This is a genomic window from Rahnella perminowiae, assembly GCF_019049695.1.
GTDB classification, from domain to species: Bacteria; Pseudomonadota; Gammaproteobacteria; order Enterobacterales; family Enterobacteriaceae; genus Rahnella; species Rahnella perminowiae.
Map to the genome: position 1 here is coordinate 43,247 of NZ_JAFMOT010000171.1, position 19,969 is coordinate 63,215.

The following is a 19,969-nucleotide window of genomic DNA, read 5'->3' on the forward strand; positions in this document are numbered from 1 at the left end:
GATCCTGCACTTATGCCTTCGGGTGCAAAAACTCCGCATGGAATCTCAGGTGATCTTCCACAAACGAGGCGATGGTGAAGTAGCTGTGATCGTAGCCCGGCTGAACCCGCAGTTGTAACGGCCAGCCGCGCTGACGCGCTATCTCTGCCAGTTTTGCCGGTTGAAGCTGATCCGCCAGAAACTGGTCGCTGTCGCCCTGATCGACCAGAATCGGGAACGGTTTTTGATCCGCTGGCAATGCACTCAGCAGGTGACAACTGTCGTATTTCAGCCACTGGCTTTCATCATCGCCCAGATACGCACTGAACGCTTTACGCCCCCACGGTACCTGAGCCGGATTGACGATCGGCGCAAACGCTGATGCCGAACAGAAACGTTGCGGATTACGCAATGCCAGCATCAGCGCACCGTGGCCGCCCATTGAGTGACCGAAAATTGACTGACGCTCGCTGATTTTGAAATGGTCGCGGATCAGCGCAGGCAGTTCATCAAGCAGATAATCGTACATCCGGTAATGGGCAGCCCAGGGTGCCTGAGTCGCGTTCAGGTAAAAACCGGCGCCCTGACCCAGATCATAACCGTCATCGTTGGCAACATCCTCACCGCGCGGACTGGTATCAGGCATCACCAGAATGATGCCGAGTTCAGCTGCGACGCGCTGCGCCCCGGCTTTCGTCGTAAAGTTTTCATCATTACAGGTCAGGCCCGACAGCCAGTACAGGACGGGCGGCGGCGCGTCATCGGGTGACGGAGGCAGATAAACGCTGAACGTCATGCTGCAATTCAGGCTCTCAGAGGTATGGCGGTAGCGCTGCTGCCAGCCGCCAAACATCCGGTGTTCTTCGAGTAGTTCAACCGAGCTGCTCATTGACACATTCCTTACTTATTAAAATGAATAACCGTGCGGATAGATTTCCCTTCATGCATCAGGTCAAAGGCTTCGTTGATGTCTTCCAGCGGCAGGGTGTGGGTGATGAAATCGTTCAGGGCAAATTCCCCGTCCAGATAACGTTCCACAATACCTGGCAACTGACTGCGGCCTTTCACACCACCGAACGCAGAACCACGCCAGACGCGGCCGGTGACCAGCTGGAACGGGCGGGTAGAGATTTCTTCGCCCGCACCTGCCACGCCGATGATGACAGATTCACCCCAGCCTTTATGGCAGCATTCCAGTGCGGAACGCATCACGTTCACGTTACCGATACATTCGAAGGAAAAGTCCACACCGCCGTCGGTCATTTCAACAATCACATCCTGAATAGGCTTGTCGAAATCTTTCGGATTGATCAGGTCGGTTGCGCCGAGTTTACGTGCCAGATCGAATTTACTGGTATTCAGATCAATACCAATGATGCGGCCTGCACCGGCCATCACCGCACCGATAATCGCAGAAAGACCAATGCCGCCGAGACCGAAAATGGCCACGGTGTCACCTTTTTTCACTTTAGCCGTGTTGATGACCGCGCCCATACCGGTGGTCACGCCACATCCGAGCAGACACACTTCTTCCAGCGGCGCTTCTTTGTTGATTTTTGCCAGTGAGATTTCAGGTACTACGGTGTATTCAGAGAAGGTTGACGTGCCCATGTAATGGAAAATCGGCTTGCCGTCTTTGAAGAAACGCGTGGTGCCGTCCGGCATCAGACCTTTACCTTGTGTGGTACGGATAGCCTGACACAGGTTGGTTTTACCGGATTTGCAGAATTTACACTCGCCACATTCCGGCGTGTACAGCGGGATGACATGGTCGCCTACGGCGACGCTGGTGACCCCTTCGCCCACGGCTTCGACTACGCCGCCGCCTTCATGGCCAAGGATTGCCGGGAATACGCCTTCCGGATCTTTGCCGGAGAGTGTGTAGGCATCAGTATGACAAACACCAGTGGCAACAATACGCACCAGCACTTCGCCTTTTTGCGGCGGCATTAAATCCACTTCTTCGATGGACAGAGGTTGGTTCGGGCCCCAGGCGATAGCCGCACGTGTTTTGATCATTTGCATTTTTTAGCTCCAGTCAGGTGTTTTTGCTTATTCAGGTTTTTAACTTAATAGGTGGGATGCAGCACCGGATCATGTTCCCCGGCGAGCGGATGCTTCAGTAACGGGATGACCCCGTCATTTTGTTCAATAATCAGTTCCTTCAGCGCCCGGACATTCGGGCTGAACGCATCCCGGCGCCAGATAAGCCAGGTGGCGGTATCGGCGAATTCATCCGGAATGTCGTGAATTTCTACCCGCTCGTGGCCGGGCAGTTGTTCCAGCACAGAACGCGGGATCATGGCAATACCCGCACCGCTGGCGACACACGCCATCATGGAGTGGTAGGACTGAATCTCCAGAGTATTGGCGACCGGAACGTTCATCTGTCTGATCCATCCCTGTAAACGCTGGCGGTAGGAACAGCTGGGACGGAATGCAAAAACAGTGTGGCCGCTGCGACCGTCAGGCACTTCCAGCGGTGATTCACCCGGCGGGGTGATCACCACCATCCTTTCACGAAAAGAAATACAGCCGTTGATATCATCAAAATCGATCGGGCCATCAACCAGTGCTGCGGCGAGACGGCCGGCACGCACGCTGTCGATGATTTCACCGGAAGTCGCCGTCACCAGCGACAGTGCCACCTGTGGAAACTTCTGATGATAAGCCGCCAGCAACGAAGGCAGGCGGGTTGCCGCCGTGCTTTCCATCGAACCCAGCGCGAAATTCCCGGCGGGTTCACCGGCATGCATGATGCTCATGGCCTCATCACTGAGCGCCAGAATGCGTTCGGCATAGTTGAGGAAGTTATGTCCCATGGCGGAAAGACGGATACGCTGCTTCTCGCGGATAAACAGATCAGTGCCCAGTTCAAGTTCGAGCTGACGCAGACGGGTGGTCAGGTTCGACGGCACACGATGCAGTTGCTCGGCCGCACGCGCCAGCGAACCGGTTTCCGCTACGCAGCAAAACATCCGTAACTGAGTCAGATCCATGGTGGGTTCCTGTGTTCTCTAATCGTAAACAAGTTGGTTTGTATTATTCAGTTTTCGTGATTGTACCCATAAGGCATCATAGCGACAACTTCCAATTAACTTTCTTTTAAGAAATCTGCTGTTTTCCGCGACAGGCTTTGAGTATGTTTATTCATTGTTTCTAATATGTTGCATTGCAGTTTCTTCTGACGGAGCAATTATGGCTTTTCGCATTGCGCTAAGTGGTTTTCTGGCTTTTGTGGTCGCGATGGGTATCGGGCGCTTCGCCTTTACACCGCAGGTTCCTTTAATGATAGCTGAACATCAGTTCAGCCTGACCGGCGCAGGTCTGGTCGCCGCGTTCAATTATCTCGGTTATCTGTGTGGCGCGTTTGATGGCATGCGTGCCAGCAAACATCTTGAGCGTCGTTTGTGGCTGGGGGTATGGGGTGGGGTGATCCTGACCTTACTGTCGGCGGTGATTTCCGGCGAAGTGCTGCACAGTATTGTACGCTTCCTGATCGGCTGGACCAGCGGCTGGGCGATGGTGATGGTATCGGCATGGTGTAACGAACGGCTGGCGCACTATGGTCGTCCGGCGCTTAGCGCGGCAGTCTTTGCCGGGCCGGGCGCGGGGATTTTCCTCAGCGGCATGCTGGCGGTGGGGATCCACAGTTTACAGCTGACCTCAGCGCAGGCCTGGTGCGTTTACGGTGTGCTGGCGCTGATTTTTGTGGCGTTCATTACGCCGAATCTGCCGCGAAAAGGGGATTTGCACCGGTCGCATATGGCGTCATCACCGCTGGTGATGACGCCTGCGCTCAGACGTCTGGTGTGGAGCTACAGCCTGGCAGGTTTCGGTTACATTCTGCCCGCGACCTTTTTATCGCAGATGGCGAGTGCACGTTTCCCTGACAGCCTGTTCGCCCAGTTTGTCTGGCCGGTGTTTGGCGGTGCGGCGGTCACCGGCATTGTCATCGGTATTCTCACCCGGCATTGTCTGACCACCCATACCCGTCTGGCGCTGACGCTATGGATCCAGGGACTGGGGATTTTGTGTGCGGAAGTGGTGCCGGGTGTCAGCGGACTGGTGCTCGGGGCTTTACTGACCGGCGGCGGTTTCCTCAGCGTGGTGCAATTAGCCTTACAATACAGCCGCGAGCTTGCGCCTGACCACAGCCGTTATATGGCCGGGTTGCTGACGACCGGTTATGCCGTCGGCCAGTTATTCGGCCCGGTGCTCTCCGCCATTTCTACCGCGCTGACCCATCGGCTGGAGCCCGCGTTGTACGTTGCGCTGGCCGGTTTCATTATCGCCGGTGCGCTGGTGGTTCGCCACAAACGATAACTTGCCGCTATTTCATCCATCAGGGCTATTTCATCCATCAAGAAAGCAATCACTGGATTCTGAACCGGCTCTCTACTACAGTAAGCCACCTCACTTTGGCGTGATCTGCGTCAAAGTGATTACATCTGCCGGAGAAGAAACAATGCCAACCCTGAGTAAAGAAGCCGTCTTGGTTCACGAGGCCCTGTTAGCCCGTGGTCTGGAAACCCCTCTGCGTGAAGCTTTGCCGATCGACAACGAAACGCGCAAGCAGCGGATCCAGGAGCATATGACCGGTATTATGCAGCTTCTCAATCTGGATCTTTCCGATGACAGTCTGGCGGAGACGCCGCACCGCATCGCCAAGATGTACGTGGATGAAATTTTCTCCGGGCTTGATTATGCCAACTTCCCGAAAATCACCGTCATCGAAAATAAGATGAAAGTGGATGAAATGGTCACTGTGCGCGATATCACGCTGACCAGCACCTGCGAACACCATTTCGTGACCATCGACGGTAAAGCGACCGTGGCGTACATCCCGAAAGAGACCGTAATTGGTCTGTCCAAAATCAACCGCATCGTGCAATTCTTCTCGCAGCGCCCGCAGGTTCAGGAACGCCTGACCCAGCAGATACTGGTTGCACTGCAAACCCTGCTCGGCACCACCAATGTGGCGGTATCGATTGATGCAGTGCATTACTGCGTGAAGGCGCGTGGTGTCCGTGACGCGACCAGCGCGACCACCACGACCTCTCTGGGCGGTCTGTTTAAGTCGAGCCAGAATACGCGACAGGAATTCCTGAGAACGGTCAGACACGCCAGCTAACAGCGGCGTTTTAACCGGTCAGACACTTTATATTGCGGCACCTTACGGGTGCCGTTAGTCTGTCTGAAGCCCGCACAATTTTCAGCTCCTTACCGTTAACAGGAACGTCAGGTATGCGCTCACGTATTGCCACGCTCGACTTTGCCCGTGGTCTCGCCATTTTTGGCATTCTTCTGCTCAATATCAGCGCCTTCGGTTTGCCGAAAGCCGCTTATCTGAATCCGGCATTTGCCGGGACACCTTCTGCTTCTGACACCTGGACCTGGGCGGTGCTTGACGCTGTGGCGCAGGGCAAGTTCCTGATGATGTTCGCCATGCTGTTTGGCGGTGGCCTGTATTTATTACTGCCACGCGGCAAACACTGGATCCAGGCGCGGTTGTCAATTTTATTATTGTGCGGTTTTTTCCATGCCACGTTGTTATGGGACGGCGATATTTTGCTGTCTTACGGGCTGATTGGTCTGGTGTGCTGGCGGATGGTGCGGGAAGGGCGCAGCAGCCAGTCGCTGATATCAACGGGCATTATTTTGTATCTGATCGGTGTGGCTGTGCTGGCAATGCTGGGATTTATTTCCTCACCAAAACCTGGCAGCTTCTGGCTTCCGGGGCCGGCGGAAATTCAGTATGAGCAATACTGGCGACTGAAAGGCGGGTGGGAGGCGATTCAGAACCGGCTCGATTTGCTGTCGTCCAGTTTGCTGGCGATCGGCGCGCAATACGGCTGGGAACTGGCGGGCGCCATGCTGATTGGTTCCGGCCTGATGCGCAGCGGATGGCTGAAGGGTGAATTCCGTTCATCCCATTACCGCAAAGTCGCAGCCGTGCTGTTACCGTTTTCATTACTGATTCAGATCCCGGCGATTTATCTGCAATATCGTACCGGCTGGGACTACCGCTGGAGCGGTTTTTTGTTGCAGGTGCCGCGTGAGATTGGCTCGCTGATGCAGGCGGTGAGTTATCTGGCGCTGTGTTACGGCTTCTGGCCGCTGATTTCGCGCTGGCGCGTGACGCACTGGCTTTCGCAGATTGGCCGCATGGCGCTGACCAACTACCTGTTGCAGACTGTCATCTGTACCACATTTTTCAATACCCTTGGTTTCTATCAGCATTTCGACCGGTTGCAACTGATGGCGCTGGTGCCGCTGATCTGGGTATGTAATTTGCTGGTGACAGTGCTGTGGTTGCGTCATTTTCGGCAGGGACCGGTGGAGTGGCTGTGGCGGAAACTCACCATCAAAGCCTCCGGCGTAGAACTGAAAACAGCCTGAACCCGATGACGTTACATCATCCTAAATGATAGATTTGGGATGAAGGTTGCAGATTTGTATGTAAACGTTTTCTTTCCTGTGACGAGATTCACGCAGGCGTTTTCGCAAAATGTTTAGGATAGCGGTCGTGCCACTCCGATGACCACTACACTAAAAAAGGAAACGCCATGCGCACTTCACCTCGCTTCTCTTTGTCTGGTTTTTTTACTTCCTGGGTCAAAAATTTCCGTATTCCTCCGTACCATTCCCTGACTGATCACGGAGCGACGCATGGTCACAATTCGTGATGTCGCCCGGCTGGCGGGGGTTTCTGTCGCCACCGTGTCACGCGTTCTGAACAATCCGACCATTGCCAGCAAAGAGGCGCGCGAGCAGGTGCTACAGGCTGTCGCCACGCTGGGATACCGTCCTAATGCCAATGCGCAGGCACTGGCCACGCAAAGCAGCGATACTATCGGCGTTGTGGTTATGGATGTTTCAGACCCGTTTTTTGGGGCACTGGTGAAAGCCGTTGATACTGTCGCGCAGCAACATCAGAAATATGTCCTGATAGGTAACAGCTATCATATTGCCGAAAAAGAAAGGCACGCCATTGAGGTTTTGATTCGTCAACGCTGTAACGCGCTCATTGTGCATTCTAAGGCACTGGGTGATGACGAGCTTTCGCAGTTTATGGATCAGGTGTCGGGTATGGTGCTGATTAACCGTGTCATTCCGGGCTACGAACACCGCTGTGTCTGGCTTAATAACGTCAGCGGCGCAGAAATGGCAACCCGGCTGTTACTGTCGCAGGGACATCAGCGCATCGGTTACATTGGTTCAAGTCATGGCATTGAAGACGATTTGCAGCGTTATCAGGGCTATTCGCAGGCAATGACGCAGGCACATCATAGCGCTGAAGCGCCACCTGCCGCATGGCGGGCGCAAAGTTCGCCCGATCTGCAGGGCGGGGAAGCCGCCATGGTGGAACTGCTCGGGCGCAATCTGCACCTCAGTGCGGTGTTTACCTACAACGATTCAATGGCTGCCGGGGCGATGGCGGTGTTGAAAGAAAACGGAATTAATATTCCTGATGACTTTTCGCTGATCGGTTTCGATGACATTCCGATTGCCCGTTATACCAGCCCGAAAATGACTACCGTGCGTTATCCCATCGTTTCCATGGCGACGCTTGCCACGGAGCTGGCGTTAAAAGGCGCGACAGAACAGTTAGCTACGGGGGTTTCGCATTGCTTCATGCCTACGCTGGTCAGACGCCATTCGGTAGCACCGTGGCAAAATGTGGCACCCGTCACCTTTTGATCAAATAACGCGATGTAACCGTTTTCAATCTGTGAGAACTTTCACAGTTTATTAACATCGCCCACATTATGATTCATTCGTTTTCAATATGATTCAATTTGGGTCCGGTTTGCCGGACTTGTTACACAGCGAGTCAGGACGTTATAAGTCAAGGATGGCAGGCACCCACAATCATGATGTGGAGCTGTACTGCTCCCGCAAGGATTTCCGGTGCCAAATTCTGTAACACCCTACATAACCGGAGATACAAATGAATAAGAAGGTCTTCACCCTGGCGACTCTGGCTGCAAGCATGATGTTTGGTTTTGCCGCACATGCTGCTGATACTAAAATCGGCGTCACCATCTACAAATATGACGACAACTTCATGTCCGAAGTTCGCAAAGCCATTGAGAAAGATGCGAAAGCGTCTCCAGATGTGCAACTGCTGATGAATGACTCGCAAAACAGCCAGTCCACGCAGAACGACCAGGTTGACGTTATGCTGGCGAAGGGTGTTAAAGCGTTGGCCATTAACCTGGTTGACCCGGCTGCTGCCCCGGTAATCATTGAAAAAGCCCGCGGTGCCGGCATTCCTGTCGTTTTCTATAACAAAGAACCTTCCCGTAAAGATTTAGACAGCTACGACAAAGCCTATTACGTCGGGACTGACTCTAAGGAATCTGGCGTTATTCAGGGTGAGCTGATTGCTAAACACTGGAAAGCTAATCCGGCCTGGGATCTGAACAAAGACGGCGTGATCCAATACGTACTGATCAAAGGCGAACCTGGCCATCCTGATGCTGAAGCGCGTACCAAATACGTCATCAGCACCCTGAACGGCAAAGAAGGTCTGAAAACTCAACAACTGCAACTTGATACCGCTATGTGGGATACCGCCCAGGCGAAAGACAAGATGGATGCATGGTTGTCCGGCCCGAATGCTAACAAAATCGAAGTGGTTATCGCCAACAACGATGCCATGGCAATGGGCGCTGTAGAAGCGCTGAAATCCCATAACAAAACCAGCATTCCGGTATTTGGCGTGGATGCCCTGTCAGAAGCGCTGGCACTGGTGAAATCTGGTGCAATGGCCGGTACCGTGCTTAACGATGCAAACAACCAGGCGAAAGCCACGTTTGATCTGGCGAGAAACCTGGCTGACGGTAAACCCGCCGCTGAAGGGACTACCTGGAAAATTGAAAACAAAGTTGTACGTATTCCTTACGTTGCCGTGGATAAAGACAATCTGTCTTCCTTTGTGAAATAAGACTACGTCAACAGCAGTAAAGGCAGACAGCAATAATAAACAAAGCTAAGCAGTGGCAAAAATAATTGCGGTTAAGCCGTAAATAAAGACTAAGTATGATTAGACGTTAATGCTTATCTGACAGGACGTCATGTCGCTCTGCGTGCGGTGCGTTTACCGGCTGCACGCAGGGCTGACATCAGGTATTAATACACCCGTTTATTTTTATCTTTAGCCAGGTATAACTATGGCCGATAATACGTTATCTGACACAACACATAAACCGGACGAATTCCTTCTGGAAATGAGTGGCATTAATAAATCATTTCCTGGCGTCAGGGCGTTAGATAATGTGAATTTAAAGGTGCGTCCTCATTCCATTCACGCCCTGATGGGTGAAAATGGCGCCGGTAAATCCACATTATTAAAATGCCTTTTCGGGATATACAGTAAAGACTCCGGTACTATTCTTTTTCAGGGACAGGAAGTTAATTTTAAAAGTTCGAAAGAAGCGCTTGAACAAGGCGTGTCGATGGTCCATCAGGAATTAAACCTGGTGTTACAACGTACGGTCATGGATAACATGTGGCTGGGACGTTACCCGACCAAAGGACTTTTTGTCGATCAGGACAAAATGTACAAAGACACCAAAGCGATTTTTGACGAACTGGACATTGATATCGATCCGCGTGACAAGGTCGGTAAGTTGTCCGTTTCACAGATGCAGATGATCGAAATCGCCAAGGCTTTTTCTTACAATGCAAAAATCGTCATTATGGACGAACCGACATCTTCCCTGACGGAAAAAGAAGTGAACCATCTGTTCACGATTATCCGTAAACTGAAAGATCGTGGCTGCGGCATTGTGTATATCTCTCATAAGATGGAAGAAATTTTCCAGCTGTGTGATGAGATAACCATCCTGCGTGACGGGCAGTGGATCATTACCCAGCCGCTGGAAGGTCTCGACATGGATAAAATTATTTCCATGATGGTCGGCCGTTCACTGAGCCAGCGCTTCCCTGACCGCCAGAACGTACCGGGTGAAGTGATCCTCGAAGTGCGAAATCTGACCTCACTGCGCCAGCCTTCAATTCGTGATATTTCCTTTGATTTACACAAAGGGGAAATTCTCGGGATTGCCGGTTTAGTCGGTGCAAAACGTACAGATATCGTCGAAACATTATTTGGTATCCGTGAGAAAGTTGCCGGAACCATTAAATTACACGGCAAAAAAATTAATAATCACAGCGCCAATGAAGCCATTAACCATGGTTTTGCGCTGGTAACAGAAGAACGTCGCTCAACCGGTATTTATGCATATCTGGACATTGGCTTTAACTCGCTGATTTCCAATATTCGTCAATATAAAAATAAAGCCGGTTTACTTGATACTTCCCGGATGAAAAGCGACACCCAATGGGTTATCGATTCCATGCGGGTGAAAACGCCGGGACATAAAACCAGTATTGGTTCATTGTCAGGCGGAAATCAGCAAAAGGTTATTATCGGGCGCTGGTTATTGACCAACCCTGAGATATTAATGCTGGACGAACCGACGCGCGGCATTGATGTTGGCGCTAAGTTTGAAATTTACCAGTTAATCACCGAGTTGGCGAAAAAAGAGAAGGGGATCATTATTATCTCCTCTGAAATGCCGGAGTTGCTGGGTATTACTGACAGAATATTGGTTATGAGTAATGGACAGGTGGCGGGTATAGTTGAAACTAAAAATACCTCGCAGAACGAAATATTACGCCTGGCTTCCTTGCATCTCTAATTTTTAAGGGTTCTTATTATGAAAGCATTAAATAAGAAAAGTGTGCTCACTTATTTAAAAGAGGGCGGGATTTATGTGGTATTGCTGGTCTTACTGGCGATTATTATCATCCAGGATCCAAGCTTCCTCAGTCTCGTCAACTTAAGTAACATCCTTACTCAGTCCTCCGTGCGCGTCATTATTGCACTGGGTGTGGCGGGGCTTATTGTCACGCAAGGTACTGACCTCTCCGCCGGGCGGCAGGTGGGTTTAGCGGCGGTGGTCGCCGCCACCATGTTGCAGGCGATGGATAACGTCAATAAAGTTTTCCCGCATCTGGAAGTTGTACCTATTCCGCTGGTTATTCTGACTGTATGTATTGTTGGCGCGTTAATTGGTTTGCTGAACGGTATTATTATCGCTTACCTGAACGTAACGCCATTTATTACCACACTGGGCACGATGATTATCGTCTACGGGATTAACTCCCTGTATTACGATTATGTCGGTTCTTCACCGGTGGCGGGTTTTGACCCGGGCTTCTCCCTGTTCGCACAAGGCTTTATCCATTTAGGTGGCCTGAAGCTTTCCTATATTACGTTCTATGCGCTGATTGCTATCGCCTTTGTCTGGGTGCTGTGGAACAAAACGCGCTTCGGTAAAAACATCTTTGCTATCGGTGGCAATCCGGAAGCAGCAAAAGTCTCCGGCGTTAACGTCCCGTTAAACCTGATCATGATTTATGCATTGTCTGGGGTGTTCTACGCGTTCGGTGGTTTGCTGGAAGCGGGGCGTATCGGCAGTGCCACTAACAACCTCGGATTCATGTACGAACTCGATGCTATCGCGGCCTGTGTGGTCGGCGGCGTGTCCTTCGCAGGGGGGGTGGGTTCTGTGGCAGGGGTGGTGACCGGTGTACTGATATTCACCGTTATCAACTACGGCCTGACCTATATCGGCGTGAATCCGTACTGGCAGTACATCATCAAGGGCAGCATCATCATTTTCGCGGTGGCGCTGGATTCTTTGAAATACGCCAAGAAGAAATAAGCTATCAGGCAGTAAAACAAAAGGCCGCTTATGCGGCCTTTTTTGCTGTCTTAAATTCGGAACTCGATCAACTTCTCCCCTGCGAAGGGGGAGGCGCTAAAGGCCAAACCCTTTCGCAGGGGAGGGAGCAGTCCGGCGATCACTGCTGGAAAGGGTTTCTGCCTACCGGCTTCACCGGCTCCGGTTTCGCGGTCGGCTCAACATCTTCCGTTTCATCCTCTGCCGCGTCATTGGCTTCCTGTTCTGCTTTCAGCCGGGCCGCTTCGTCTGCGGCCGCTTTGTCTGCTGCGGCCTTTTCAGCTGCTGCCTTATCGGCCGCGGCTTTGGCAATAGCCGCTTTCTTTTCGGCTTCCAGTTGTTGTTGCAGTTCAAGCAGTTGTTCGGGGGTTACTGCCGGATAGCCCTGAGCATCGTCCGGAATAGTGTGTACCGCAGGAATGGGGATCAGCGGGCCGAGGAAGCGGGGTTCGCGCTTAAGCAGATACAAATCCGTCAGTGCGCCGAGGCGGGCGAAGATCTCGCGGCTGCGTACACTGAGCATATTCTTCGGCGAAGGGACGGCGAAACATTGCGCCTGAATGCCCATATGCAATGCGATGAATAATGCCCGCTCGCAGTGGAAACGCTGCGTAATGATGATGAAATCGTTGGTGTCGAAGACCTTGCGGGTTCTGACGATGGAATCCAGTGTACGGAATCCGGCGTAGTCGAGCACGATATCGCTGGCGGGGATACCCGCAGCGATCAGGTCACGGCGCATGGTGCTTGGCTCATTATAACTTTGCTGTGCGTTATCACCGCTCAGCAGCAGATATTTTACCTTGCCGCTGTTGTACGCGTTAATCGCGCCCTGGATGCGGTACAGATAATACTGATTGATGACTCCGGTCCGGTAATACTTCGCCGTTCCGAGCACCACGCCAACCTGACGGTGTGGCAGGGTCTGGACCTCATCATAAATATAGGGCTGGGTACGTAAACTGATCCACTGATCAAGCCCAATAGCGACAGCCAGCATCAGAATCATGATGCCGAAAACGCCAGCTATAAGTCGCTTAATCATAGGTATCCCTGTTATGACCAGATGGAAATCGGATCCAAGGCTACTTTACCTCTTCGGGCTTCGCAATACGTGGGACTCCGCATCCACAGGCTTCGCAGGTTTTTTCAGCATTTTTCAGTAAATTACTTCTTAATCTGCGCGACGCCTTCCAATTTGGACGAAAAAAAAGACCAACGCACCAAGCATTGGTCTGGATCATGGTCTCTGAACTCTTTTGCTACAGCGGGATCAGAAAGACGTACGTTTATAACTCCGGTACTGCGGTGCCCAGAAGTTGTGCTCGATGGCTTTCGACAGCGAATCTTCTGACGTGACCATCGCCACGCCCTGCAATTGGGCGGCTTTACCGACGGCCATCGCGATGCATTTAGATACACCCTGAATATCATCAACGTCCGGCAGCAACGAACCTGTGCCTTCAGTGGCCAGCGGCGAACACTCTGCCAGCGTCCGGCTGGCAGCCATCAGCATACCGTCAGTAACGCGGGTGGCACCCGAGGCAATCACACCCAGCCCGATACCCGGGAAGATAAAGGAGTTGTTACATTGTGCGATAGGGTAAAGCTTGCCTTTGTGACTCACGGGAGCAAACGGGCTGCCGGTGGCGACCAGCGCGGCGCCGTCGGTCCAGTTCAGAATATCAGCCGGTGTGGCTTCAACGCGGGATGTCGGATTACTGAGCGGCAACACCACCGGACGGGCGCAGTGTTTGTGCATCTCACGAATGATTTCTTCGGTGAACAGGCCTGGCTGGCCGGAAACCCCGATCAGTACCGTTGGCTTGGCGTTACGCACCACATCAAGCAGGGAGACACTGTCGCTTTCCATGCCCCAGCTGGCCAGCGCGCTGCTTTTTTGTACCAGTTTACTCTGGAAATCCAGCAGGTTAGGCAGTTTGTCGGTCAGTAAGCCAAAGCGGTCGACCATAAAGACCTTTGCACGGGCTTCTTCTTCGCTCAGACCTTCAGATTTCATCTGCGCAACGATTTGTTCTGCGATACCACAACCGGCAGAGCCAGCGCCGAGGAAGGTGACGGTCTGATCGCTCAGTTTGCCACCGGCGGCTTTACTGGCGGCGATCAGGCTGCCCAAGGCCACGGAAGCTGTGCCCTGAATATCGTCGTTAAAGCAGCACAGCTCATCACGGTAGCGTTCGAGGATCGGCATGGCATTTTTCTGCGCGAAATCTTCAAACTGCAACAGCACGTTCGGCCAGCGGATTTTTACCGCCTGGATGAACTGATCAACGAACGCTTCATATTCTTCGCCGGTAATGCGCGGATGACGCCAGCCCATGTACAGCGGGTCATTCAATAATTGCGGATTGTTAGTGCCGGCGTCCAGTACCACCGGCAAGGTATACGCCGGGCTGATGCCACCACAGGCGGTGTACAGAGAAAGCTTACCGATAGGAATGCCCATGCCGCCGATACCCTGATCACCCAGGCCGAGAATGCGTTCGCCATCGGTCACCACCACAACTTTAACGTGTTGCTTGGTGGCGTTTTGCAGCATGTCGTCGATGTGGGCGCGGTTCGGATAAGAGATAAACAGGCCACGGGCGCGGCGGTAAATATCGGAAAAGTGCTCACAGGCTTCGCCGACCGTCGGTGTATAAATCACCGGCATCATTTCGCTGAGATGACTGTCCAGCAGACGGTAAAACAACGTCTCATTGGTGTCCTGAATATTTCTCAGATAGATGTGTTTATCAATATCGGTTTTGAAATTCTGAAACTGGCGGTAGGCACGGTCAGCCTGTTCTTCGATGGTCTCTACTGCTTCAGGCAGCAAACCATGAAGGTTAAAGTTACTGCGCTCTTCTTCAGTAAAAGCGCTGCCTTTATTCAGTAACGGAAACTCTAACAGGATCGGGCCAGCGTGAGGAATGTACAGGGGGCGTTTACTTTCGTATTCAAGTTCCATCGTTTTACTCTTCCGGTTGTCAGAATGTTGTTTTTTATATTTCGGAGCGGTGAGGGTAACAGAGAGGAAATAAGTATTACAAATGACAAATGTAATGAAAATGTTATGTAACTAAAGACTCCGGAAACGGAGCCTTTAGTGTTAACCGGCTCACATTATCAGCAGGTCAGCGTGGTGATATCTTCGCAGCCCAGCGCTGTTAAGGTGGCACGCGTAGCATCGTTTTGAGTGATCAACGCTTCTTTTTGTTCAACCAGTATTGCCCGGCGAACGTTGTGGCAATCTTCCCCTGACATATTCAGCAGGATTAACGCGGCTTGCAACGGAGGAAGGCCCGGGTTGAACGCGGCATTTTCGGCATAACGTCCCCCGAACTGCTTACCGTTGTGCGTTTCCAGCGCCACACCGCTGTGTGACTTACTGTAAGGTGCATGACTTTGATTGCAGGCATCCAGCGCAATAAGTGCCAGGGAGTCAGCATCTTTCAGTGTATAACCGTGGTTTACCCGGTCCATCAGCAGGGTCGTGATGTCCAGATCTTTCGGGCCAAAGGAGTGCGGCAAATAATCGCCAAGTGTTGCCACATCACGATCGGGCAGATGAATATCCAGTGCCGTGCCGCTGGCCAGCTCATTCATAAACTGGCGGCAATGGCCGCAGGGGGTGTAATTCACGGTAATCGACACCAGACGGGTTTCACCGCGCAACCAGGCGTGGGTTACCGCTGACTGTTCTGCATGCACTGTCTGTTGCATGGGGGCACCGGCAAACTCCATATTGGCACCGAAATACAGGTTACCCGACGTGCCGCGCGCCACTGCGCCCACATTAAAATGAGAGATAGGTGTAACGGAGCAGGCCGCGGCCAGAGGCAACAGAGCAAATGCCAGCGCGCCATCGTCCAGCCCGGTCGCCTGTTTTATCTGCGCAACGTCAGCCGCAGTGAGCATTGCCGGGAAGTCATCATGTCGCAGAAACGGCTCAAGGGCGGAGGATAAATTTTCAGGGAGTGCCGCAAAGGCGGTGTGAAAACGTGCGTGCATAAACATTCGATCTCGCAGTGATTACGGTTGAACAGTGTAAAAGTCATTCCATGAATGTAGTGTGACGAATATCACTTTTTAGATGTAATAAGTTCTGCTTCGTTGCATATTTGGGAGATATCACGCATAACAGCCGCCTTTTCAGACGACTGTTAAAAGAGATTTAAGCGGGAATCAGTGAGCCGGGAACCACTTGTCATTGATCTTTTGGAACTCGCCGTTGGCTTTAATTTCTTCAAGTGCCGTGTTCAGCTTCGCCAGCAGTGCCTGATTATCAGGACGCACTGCCATGCCGACGCCGGTACCAAAATATTGCGGATCTTTAATCAGTTCACCGACTTCACCCAGGTTCGGATTGGATTTCAGCCAGCCGTTCAGGACCGCGGTATCCCCTAACAGTCCGTCCAGGCGACCACTCTTGAGATCCAGAATCGCATTCTGATAGCTGTCGTAGCCGACCGTGGTGATTTCAGGATGCTTTTCCATCAGGTATTTCTGGTGTGTGGTGCCATTCTCCAGGCCGACGCGTTTACCTTTCAGGTCCGCAACAGAAGCGAACTTGCCTTTCGGCCCGATGATCATCGCGGTGTTGGCATAGTAAGGCTGGGTGAACGTCACCTGTTTGCTGCGCTCTTCGGTGATATCCATACCGGAAATAATCACATCGAAACGACGGAATTTCAGTGCCGGGATCAGACCATCAAACGGCTGATTGGTGAAAGTACAGGTTTCCTGCATTTGCTTGCACAGCGCTTTCGCCAGATCGATATCAAAACCAATAATCTGGTTATCAGCTCCGATCGATTCAAACGGCGGATACGTGGCGGAAGTGCCGAAACGAAGAGTATCAGCGGCGGTGGCAGCAAAAGCACTGGCAGACAAGAGGGCAGCGAGGATCAGCTTTTTCATGCAATACGTTCCTGTTTAAAAAATGACATTCCCTTCTTGGTACAGTTTACTGATTTTATTACTCTAATCTGGCAACTGGCAGGAAGTGAGACCGTCTGATAAAGTGCCACTAAATGAATTTATATGCAATAAAATTGATTAAAAAACTATAAAAATGGAATGAGGCTGGTTTTCAGACACAAAAAAGGGACGATTTCTCGTCCCTGCAGAGTGCTATCTGGCTATCAGTATCAGTTGCGACGTTCAAACGCCAGGGCGCGACGCTCAATCAGGCGCATCATCAGGGTCAGCAACCCGTTCACACAAAGATAAACCACCCCTGCGGCACCGAACACCATCACGTCATAGGTCCGCCCGTACATCAGCTGACTGTGGCCCATCACATCCATCAGCGTAATGGTGTAGGCCAGCGAGGTACTTTTAAACACCAGCACCACTTCGTTAGAATATGACGACAATGCGCGCTTGAAGGCATAAGGCAACAGAATGCGCAGGGTCTGTGGTTTAGACATGCCCAGCGCTTCGCAGGATTGCCACTGACCAGACGGAATGGCACGTACCGCACCCGTAAACAGCTGTGTGGTATACGCCGCGCTGTTCAGCGCCAGGGCAAACATCGCACAAAGCCACGGCTGCGACAGCACCTCCCATAACCAGGGAATCTCCCGGATCGATGGAAACTGACCGGGGCCGTAGTAAATCAGGAAGATCTGCACCAGCAACGGTGTACCGGTAAACAGCGTGATGTAACCTTTGACGATCTGGCTGGCAATCTGCACTTTCAGCGTCAGCATAACGGTGAAAATCATCGCCAGCAGCAGCGCCACAAGCAGCGCAGCCACGGTCAGCGTCAGGCTGGTGTGCAAACCTTTCAGAACTTCAGGTAAATATTCCCACATCAGGAAGCACTCCGTTCAAAGCGTGTGGTACGCAGTTCGATGCGTTTAATCACGAACTGGCTGAACAGGGTGACAAGCAGATAAATACACGCCGCAATCACATACCAGGTAAACGGCTCCTGCGTGCGGGTGGCAATGCTTTTGGTTTGCAGCATCAGATCATTGACGCTGATAAGCGACACCAGCGCGGTATCTTTAAGCAGAACCAGCCACTGATTACTCAGCCCCGGCAACGCATGGCGCCACATCTGCGGCATGATCAGACGGAAGAAAATCGCCGATTTTTTCATGCCCAGTACCTGACCGGATTCCCATTGTCCTTGCGGTACGGCTTTCAGTGCACCGCGCAGAGTCTGTGAAGCGTAAGCCGAATACAGCAAAGAAAGCGCGATCACCCCGCACACAAACGGGCTGACTTCAAAGTTCTCGATGGGCAGTTTGACCGGAATAGCGAACAGGCCGAGATTGATATTAAAGCCGTCAGCCAGCACCATCAGCAGTTGCGAGGAACCAAAATAGATGAACAGCACCACCAGGATTTCCGGCAGACCGCGCAGCACGGTTACCCACGCGGTGCCGAGCCAGCTAAGCGGCTTCCACGGCGCGGATTCCCAGACGGCGAAGATCATCGCCAGCACCAGGCCGAGGATCAGCGCACAAACGGCAAGGCCGACGGTCATCCCGGCGGCGCTTGCTAAAGGTTGGAATTCAGTCATTGATAGGCAAACTTATTGCTGGAACCATTTTGAATACAGCGTCTTGTAAGTGCCGTCTGCTTTCACTTTTGCCAGAGCATCATTCAGTTTAGTCAGTAATTCCGTATTGTTCTGACGAACCGCAACACCCAGGCCGGTACCGAAGTAGGTCGGGTCAGTGATTTTGTCACCCACAGCGGCCAGATTTTTGTTTTGTTTCAGCCATTCGTTCACCACGGCGGTGTCACCAAATACGGCGTCCAGACGACCATTTTTCAGATCCAGCACGGCATTCTGATAGCTGTCGTAAGGAACAGCAGTGATTTCAGGGTGCTTATCCATCAGGTATTTCTGATGAGTCGTGCCGTTTTGCATACCGACACGTTTGCCTTTGAGTGCTGCAACGTCAGTGAACTGACCAGAATGGGCGATGAAAATCGCAGAGTTGTCATAGTACGGGTTGGTGAAAGCCACTTGTTTCTGACGTTCTGGCGTGATGTCCATGCCGGAAATGACCGCGTCAAAACGGCGGAACTTCAGGCTTGGGATCAGGCTGTCGAATGCCTGATTAGTGAACGTACAGGTCGCCTGCATCTCTTTACACATGGCATTAGCCAGATCGACGTCAAAGCCCTGGATCTGATTGCTGGAGTCTACAAACTCAAACGGAGGATAAGACGCTTCCATCGCGAAACGGATGGTATCAGCAGCGCTGGCAGACAAACTGACGGTAGCCAGAACCGCGGCAATTACTAATTTTTTCATCGCAAACTCCGTAGAAACATCAATCAATATATTGATAGAAAGACCGTTTAGTGGGAAAGGTAGCTGGCAAACTCTTTGGTTTGCGGCTGTGCGAAAACGGAGGCATCGCCTTGCTCGACAATGCGGCCATTTTCCATGTACACCACGCGGCTGGCGGTTTTACGCGCAACTTCAACTTCGTGGGTCACGATAACCTGAGTAATGCCGGTACCGGCCAGTTCGCGAATAATGCTGACGATCTGGGCGGTGATTTCCGGGTCAAGCGCGGCGGTCGGTTCATCAAACAGCAGAACCTGAGGCTCCATCATCAGCGCACGGGCAATAGCCACACGCTGTTGCTGGCCACCGGAAAGATGCAACGGAAAACGATCGGCGTAATCGGTCAGACGCAGACGGGTCAGCAATTTCTGGGCACGTTGCATCGCGACCTCTTTTGTCAGCCCCAGTACACGTATCGGGGCTTCCAGTAAGTTGTCGAGCACGGTGCGGTGCGGCCACAGATTATATTGCTGGAAGACCATGCCGACATTCTGACGCAATTCGCGAACGGCTTTTTCATCCGGCTTGCGGGTGAAATCGAAGGTGTTACCGGCGATCTGCAATGTGCCCGAACGCGGCATTTCCAGCAGGTTCAGAACCCGCAACAGGGAGCTTTTGCCTGCACCACTTGGCCCGAGTAAAACCAGAGTTTCACCAGCGGGGCAGTCCAGCTGAATGTCAAAAAGCGCCTGATGCACGCCGTAGAAGCAGTTGATGCTATTTAGTTGAATACTCATGCGCAAATAGTGAATAGCCATTGATGCCGCAGATGGTAACTTCCACAGCATAGTTATGCAACGATCGCGGCTTAAAAATTATGTGTTGCCGCAGGAATGCCAAAGTTTAGCACAACATGTTGTTGCGTAATTGTAGGGTACATGTTGAACGGCGATGAAATTCATTGCCGTCC

General features: G+C 52.1%; 18 protein-coding genes. 7 read left to right on the forward strand and 11 right to left on the reverse strand.

Features of this window, described 5'->3' with window-relative positions:
• Positions 1-10: 10 nt before the first annotated feature.
• From fghA to ptrR, 3 genes are read right to left on the reverse strand one after another with little or no spacing between them, the layout of a single operon-like run.
• The gene (gene fghA / locus J1781_RS09925) at positions 11-868 is read right to left on the reverse strand and encodes an S-formylglutathione hydrolase (RefSeq protein WP_217233495.1); all 858 of its coding nucleotides are present in this window, start codon (positions 866-868) and stop codon (positions 11-13) included.
• An 11-nt stretch (positions 869-879) separates the two neighbouring features.
• Positions 880-2,004, reverse strand: a complete 1,125-nt coding sequence (locus J1781_RS09930) for an S-(hydroxymethyl)glutathione dehydrogenase/class III alcohol dehydrogenase (RefSeq protein ID WP_217233496.1) — start codon at positions 2,002-2,004, stop codon at positions 880-882.
• Between the two features lie 44 nt (positions 2,005-2,048).
• Positions 2,049-2,978: a putrescine utilization regulator PtrR gene (gene ptrR / locus J1781_RS09935; RefSeq protein ID WP_129952448.1), complete on the reverse strand. Its 930-nt coding sequence runs from the start codon at positions 2,976-2,978 to the stop codon at positions 2,049-2,051.
• A 199-nt stretch (positions 2,979-3,177) separates the two neighbouring features.
• On the opposite strand from ptrR, the gene J1781_RS09940 reads away from it, so the two are divergent.
• The 7 genes from J1781_RS09940 to mglC all read left to right on the forward strand — a co-directional run bounded on the left by J1781_RS09940 (position 3,178) and on the right by mglC (position 11,720).
• Complete coding sequence (locus tag J1781_RS09940) at positions 3,178-4,305, forward strand: YbfB/YjiJ family MFS transporter (protein ID WP_217233497.1); 1,128 nt, start codon at positions 3,178-3,180, stop codon at positions 4,303-4,305.
• A gap of 142 nt (positions 4,306-4,447) precedes the next feature.
• Positions 4,448-5,113, forward strand: coding sequence for a GTP cyclohydrolase I FolE (folE, locus tag J1781_RS09945; protein ID WP_129952450.1), 666 nt, complete (start codon positions 4,448-4,450; stop codon positions 5,111-5,113).
• A gap of 113 nt (positions 5,114-5,226) precedes the next feature.
• Positions 5,227-6,381 (forward strand): DUF418 domain-containing protein YeiB, encoded by a 1,155-nt coding sequence (gene yeiB / locus J1781_RS09950; RefSeq protein WP_129952451.1) that lies wholly within the window; start codon positions 5,227-5,229, stop codon positions 6,379-6,381.
• Positions 6,382-6,651: 270 nt separating this feature from the next.
• Positions 6,652-7,683, forward strand: coding sequence for an HTH-type transcriptional regulator GalS (gene galS / locus J1781_RS09955; RefSeq protein ID WP_217233498.1), 1,032 nt, complete (start codon positions 6,652-6,654; stop codon positions 7,681-7,683).
• A 250-nt stretch (positions 7,684-7,933) separates the two neighbouring features.
• Entirely contained in the window at positions 7,934-8,932 is a 999-nt protein-coding gene (gene mglB / locus J1781_RS09960) for a galactose/glucose ABC transporter substrate-binding protein MglB (protein WP_129952453.1), read from the forward strand.
• A gap of 226 nt (positions 8,933-9,158) precedes the next feature.
• A complete protein-coding gene (gene mglA, locus J1781_RS09965) occupies positions 9,159-10,691 on the forward strand; it encodes a galactose/methyl galactoside ABC transporter ATP-binding protein MglA (protein ID WP_129952454.1) in 1,533 nt (510 codons plus the stop codon).
• 18 nt (positions 10,692-10,709) lie between these two features.
• Positions 10,710-11,720, forward strand: coding sequence for a galactose/methyl galactoside ABC transporter permease MglC (mglC, locus tag J1781_RS09970; protein ID WP_129952455.1), 1,011 nt, complete (start codon positions 10,710-10,712; stop codon positions 11,718-11,720).
• A gap of 139 nt (positions 11,721-11,859) precedes the next feature.
• Here the strand turns inward: mglC and sanA are convergent, their stop codons facing one another.
• The 8 genes from sanA to artP all read right to left on the reverse strand — a co-directional run bounded on the left by sanA (position 11,860) and on the right by artP (position 19,796).
• Positions 11,860-12,783 (reverse strand): outer membrane permeability protein SanA, encoded by a 924-nt coding sequence (sanA, locus tag J1781_RS09975; protein WP_217220144.1) that lies wholly within the window; start codon positions 12,781-12,783, stop codon positions 11,860-11,862.
• 228 nt (positions 12,784-13,011) lie between these two features.
• On the reverse strand, positions 13,012-14,709 hold the full coding sequence (locus J1781_RS09980) for an NAD-dependent malic enzyme (protein ID WP_129952457.1): 1,698 nt from the start codon (positions 14,707-14,709) through the stop codon (positions 13,012-13,014).
• Positions 14,710-14,867: 158 nt separating this feature from the next.
• Positions 14,868-15,752 carry a cytidine deaminase gene (gene cdd / locus J1781_RS09985; protein ID WP_129952458.1) on the reverse strand — a complete coding sequence of 295 codons (885 nt, stop codon included), beginning with the start codon at positions 15,750-15,752 and terminating at the stop codon, positions 14,868-14,870.
• 174 nt (positions 15,753-15,926) lie between these two features.
• Positions 15,927-16,661 (reverse strand): arginine ABC transporter substrate-binding protein, encoded by a 735-nt coding sequence (locus J1781_RS09990; RefSeq protein WP_217139078.1) that lies wholly within the window; start codon positions 16,659-16,661, stop codon positions 15,927-15,929.
• A 230-nt stretch (positions 16,662-16,891) separates the two neighbouring features.
• Entirely contained in the window at positions 16,892-17,560 is a 669-nt protein-coding gene (gene artM / locus J1781_RS09995) for an arginine ABC transporter permease ArtM (protein WP_129952460.1), read from the reverse strand.
• Positions 17,560-18,276, reverse strand: coding sequence for an arginine ABC transporter permease ArtQ (gene artQ, locus J1781_RS10000; protein WP_129952461.1), 717 nt, complete (start codon positions 18,274-18,276; stop codon positions 17,560-17,562). Before artQ ends, artM begins: the two co-directional genes overlap by 1 nt.
• A 12-nt stretch (positions 18,277-18,288) precedes the next feature.
• Positions 18,289-19,020, reverse strand: a complete 732-nt coding sequence (gene artJ / locus J1781_RS10005) for an arginine ABC transporter substrate-binding protein (protein ID WP_013574754.1) — start codon at positions 19,018-19,020, stop codon at positions 18,289-18,291.
• A gap of 47 nt (positions 19,021-19,067) precedes the next feature.
• The gene (artP, locus tag J1781_RS10010) at positions 19,068-19,796 is read right to left on the reverse strand and encodes an arginine ABC transporter ATP-binding protein ArtP (protein ID WP_129952782.1); all 729 of its coding nucleotides are present in this window, start codon (positions 19,794-19,796) and stop codon (positions 19,068-19,070) included.
• Between the last annotated feature and the right edge of the window lie 173 nt (positions 19,797-19,969).

Bases quoted from the DNA above. Each gene is read 5' to 3' on its own strand.
- fghA (WP_217233495.1), bottom strand. From the start codon at position 868: ATGAGCAGCTCGGTTGAACTACTCGAAGAACACCGGATGTTTGGCGGC.
- J1781_RS09930 (WP_217233496.1), bottom strand. From the start codon at position 2,004: ATGCAAATGATCAAAACACGTGCGGCTATCGCCTGGGGCCCGAACCAA.
- ptrR (WP_129952448.1), bottom strand. From the start codon at position 2,978: ATGGATCTGACTCAGTTACGGATGTTTTGCTGCGTAGCGGAAACCGGT.
- J1781_RS09940 (WP_217233497.1), top strand. From the start codon at position 3,178: ATGGCTTTTCGCATTGCGCTAAGTGGTTTTCTGGCTTTTGTGGTCGCG.
- folE (WP_129952450.1), top strand. From the start codon at position 4,448: ATGCCAACCCTGAGTAAAGAAGCCGTCTTGGTTCACGAGGCCCTGTTA.
- yeiB (WP_129952451.1), top strand. From the start codon at position 5,227: ATGCGCTCACGTATTGCCACGCTCGACTTTGCCCGTGGTCTCGCCATT.
- galS (WP_217233498.1), top strand. From the start codon at position 6,652: ATGGTCACAATTCGTGATGTCGCCCGGCTGGCGGGGGTTTCTGTCGCC.
- mglB (WP_129952453.1), top strand. From the start codon at position 7,934: ATGAATAAGAAGGTCTTCACCCTGGCGACTCTGGCTGCAAGCATGATG.
- mglA (WP_129952454.1), top strand. From the start codon at position 9,159: ATGGCCGATAATACGTTATCTGACACAACACATAAACCGGACGAATTC.
- mglC (WP_129952455.1), top strand. From the start codon at position 10,710: ATGAAAGCATTAAATAAGAAAAGTGTGCTCACTTATTTAAAAGAGGGC.
- sanA (WP_217220144.1), bottom strand. From the start codon at position 12,783: ATGATTAAGCGACTTATAGCTGGCGTTTTCGGCATCATGATTCTGATG.
- J1781_RS09980 (WP_129952457.1), bottom strand. From the start codon at position 14,709: ATGGAACTTGAATACGAAAGTAAACGCCCCCTGTACATTCCTCACGCT.
- cdd (WP_129952458.1), bottom strand. From the start codon at position 15,752: ATGCACGCACGTTTTCACACCGCCTTTGCGGCACTCCCTGAAAATTTA.
- J1781_RS09990 (WP_217139078.1), bottom strand. From the start codon at position 16,661: ATGAAAAAGCTGATCCTCGCTGCCCTCTTGTCTGCCAGTGCTTTTGCT.
- artM (WP_129952460.1), bottom strand. From the start codon at position 17,560: ATGTGGGAATATTTACCTGAAGTTCTGAAAGGTTTGCACACCAGCCTG.
- artQ (WP_129952461.1), bottom strand. From the start codon at position 18,276: ATGACTGAATTCCAACCTTTAGCAAGCGCCGCCGGGATGACCGTCGGC.
- artJ (WP_013574754.1), bottom strand. From the start codon at position 19,020: ATGAAAAAATTAGTAATTGCCGCGGTTCTGGCTACCGTCAGTTTGTCT.
- artP (WP_129952782.1), bottom strand. From the start codon at position 19,796: ATGAGTATTCAACTAAATAGCATCAACTGCTTCTACGGCGTGCATCAG.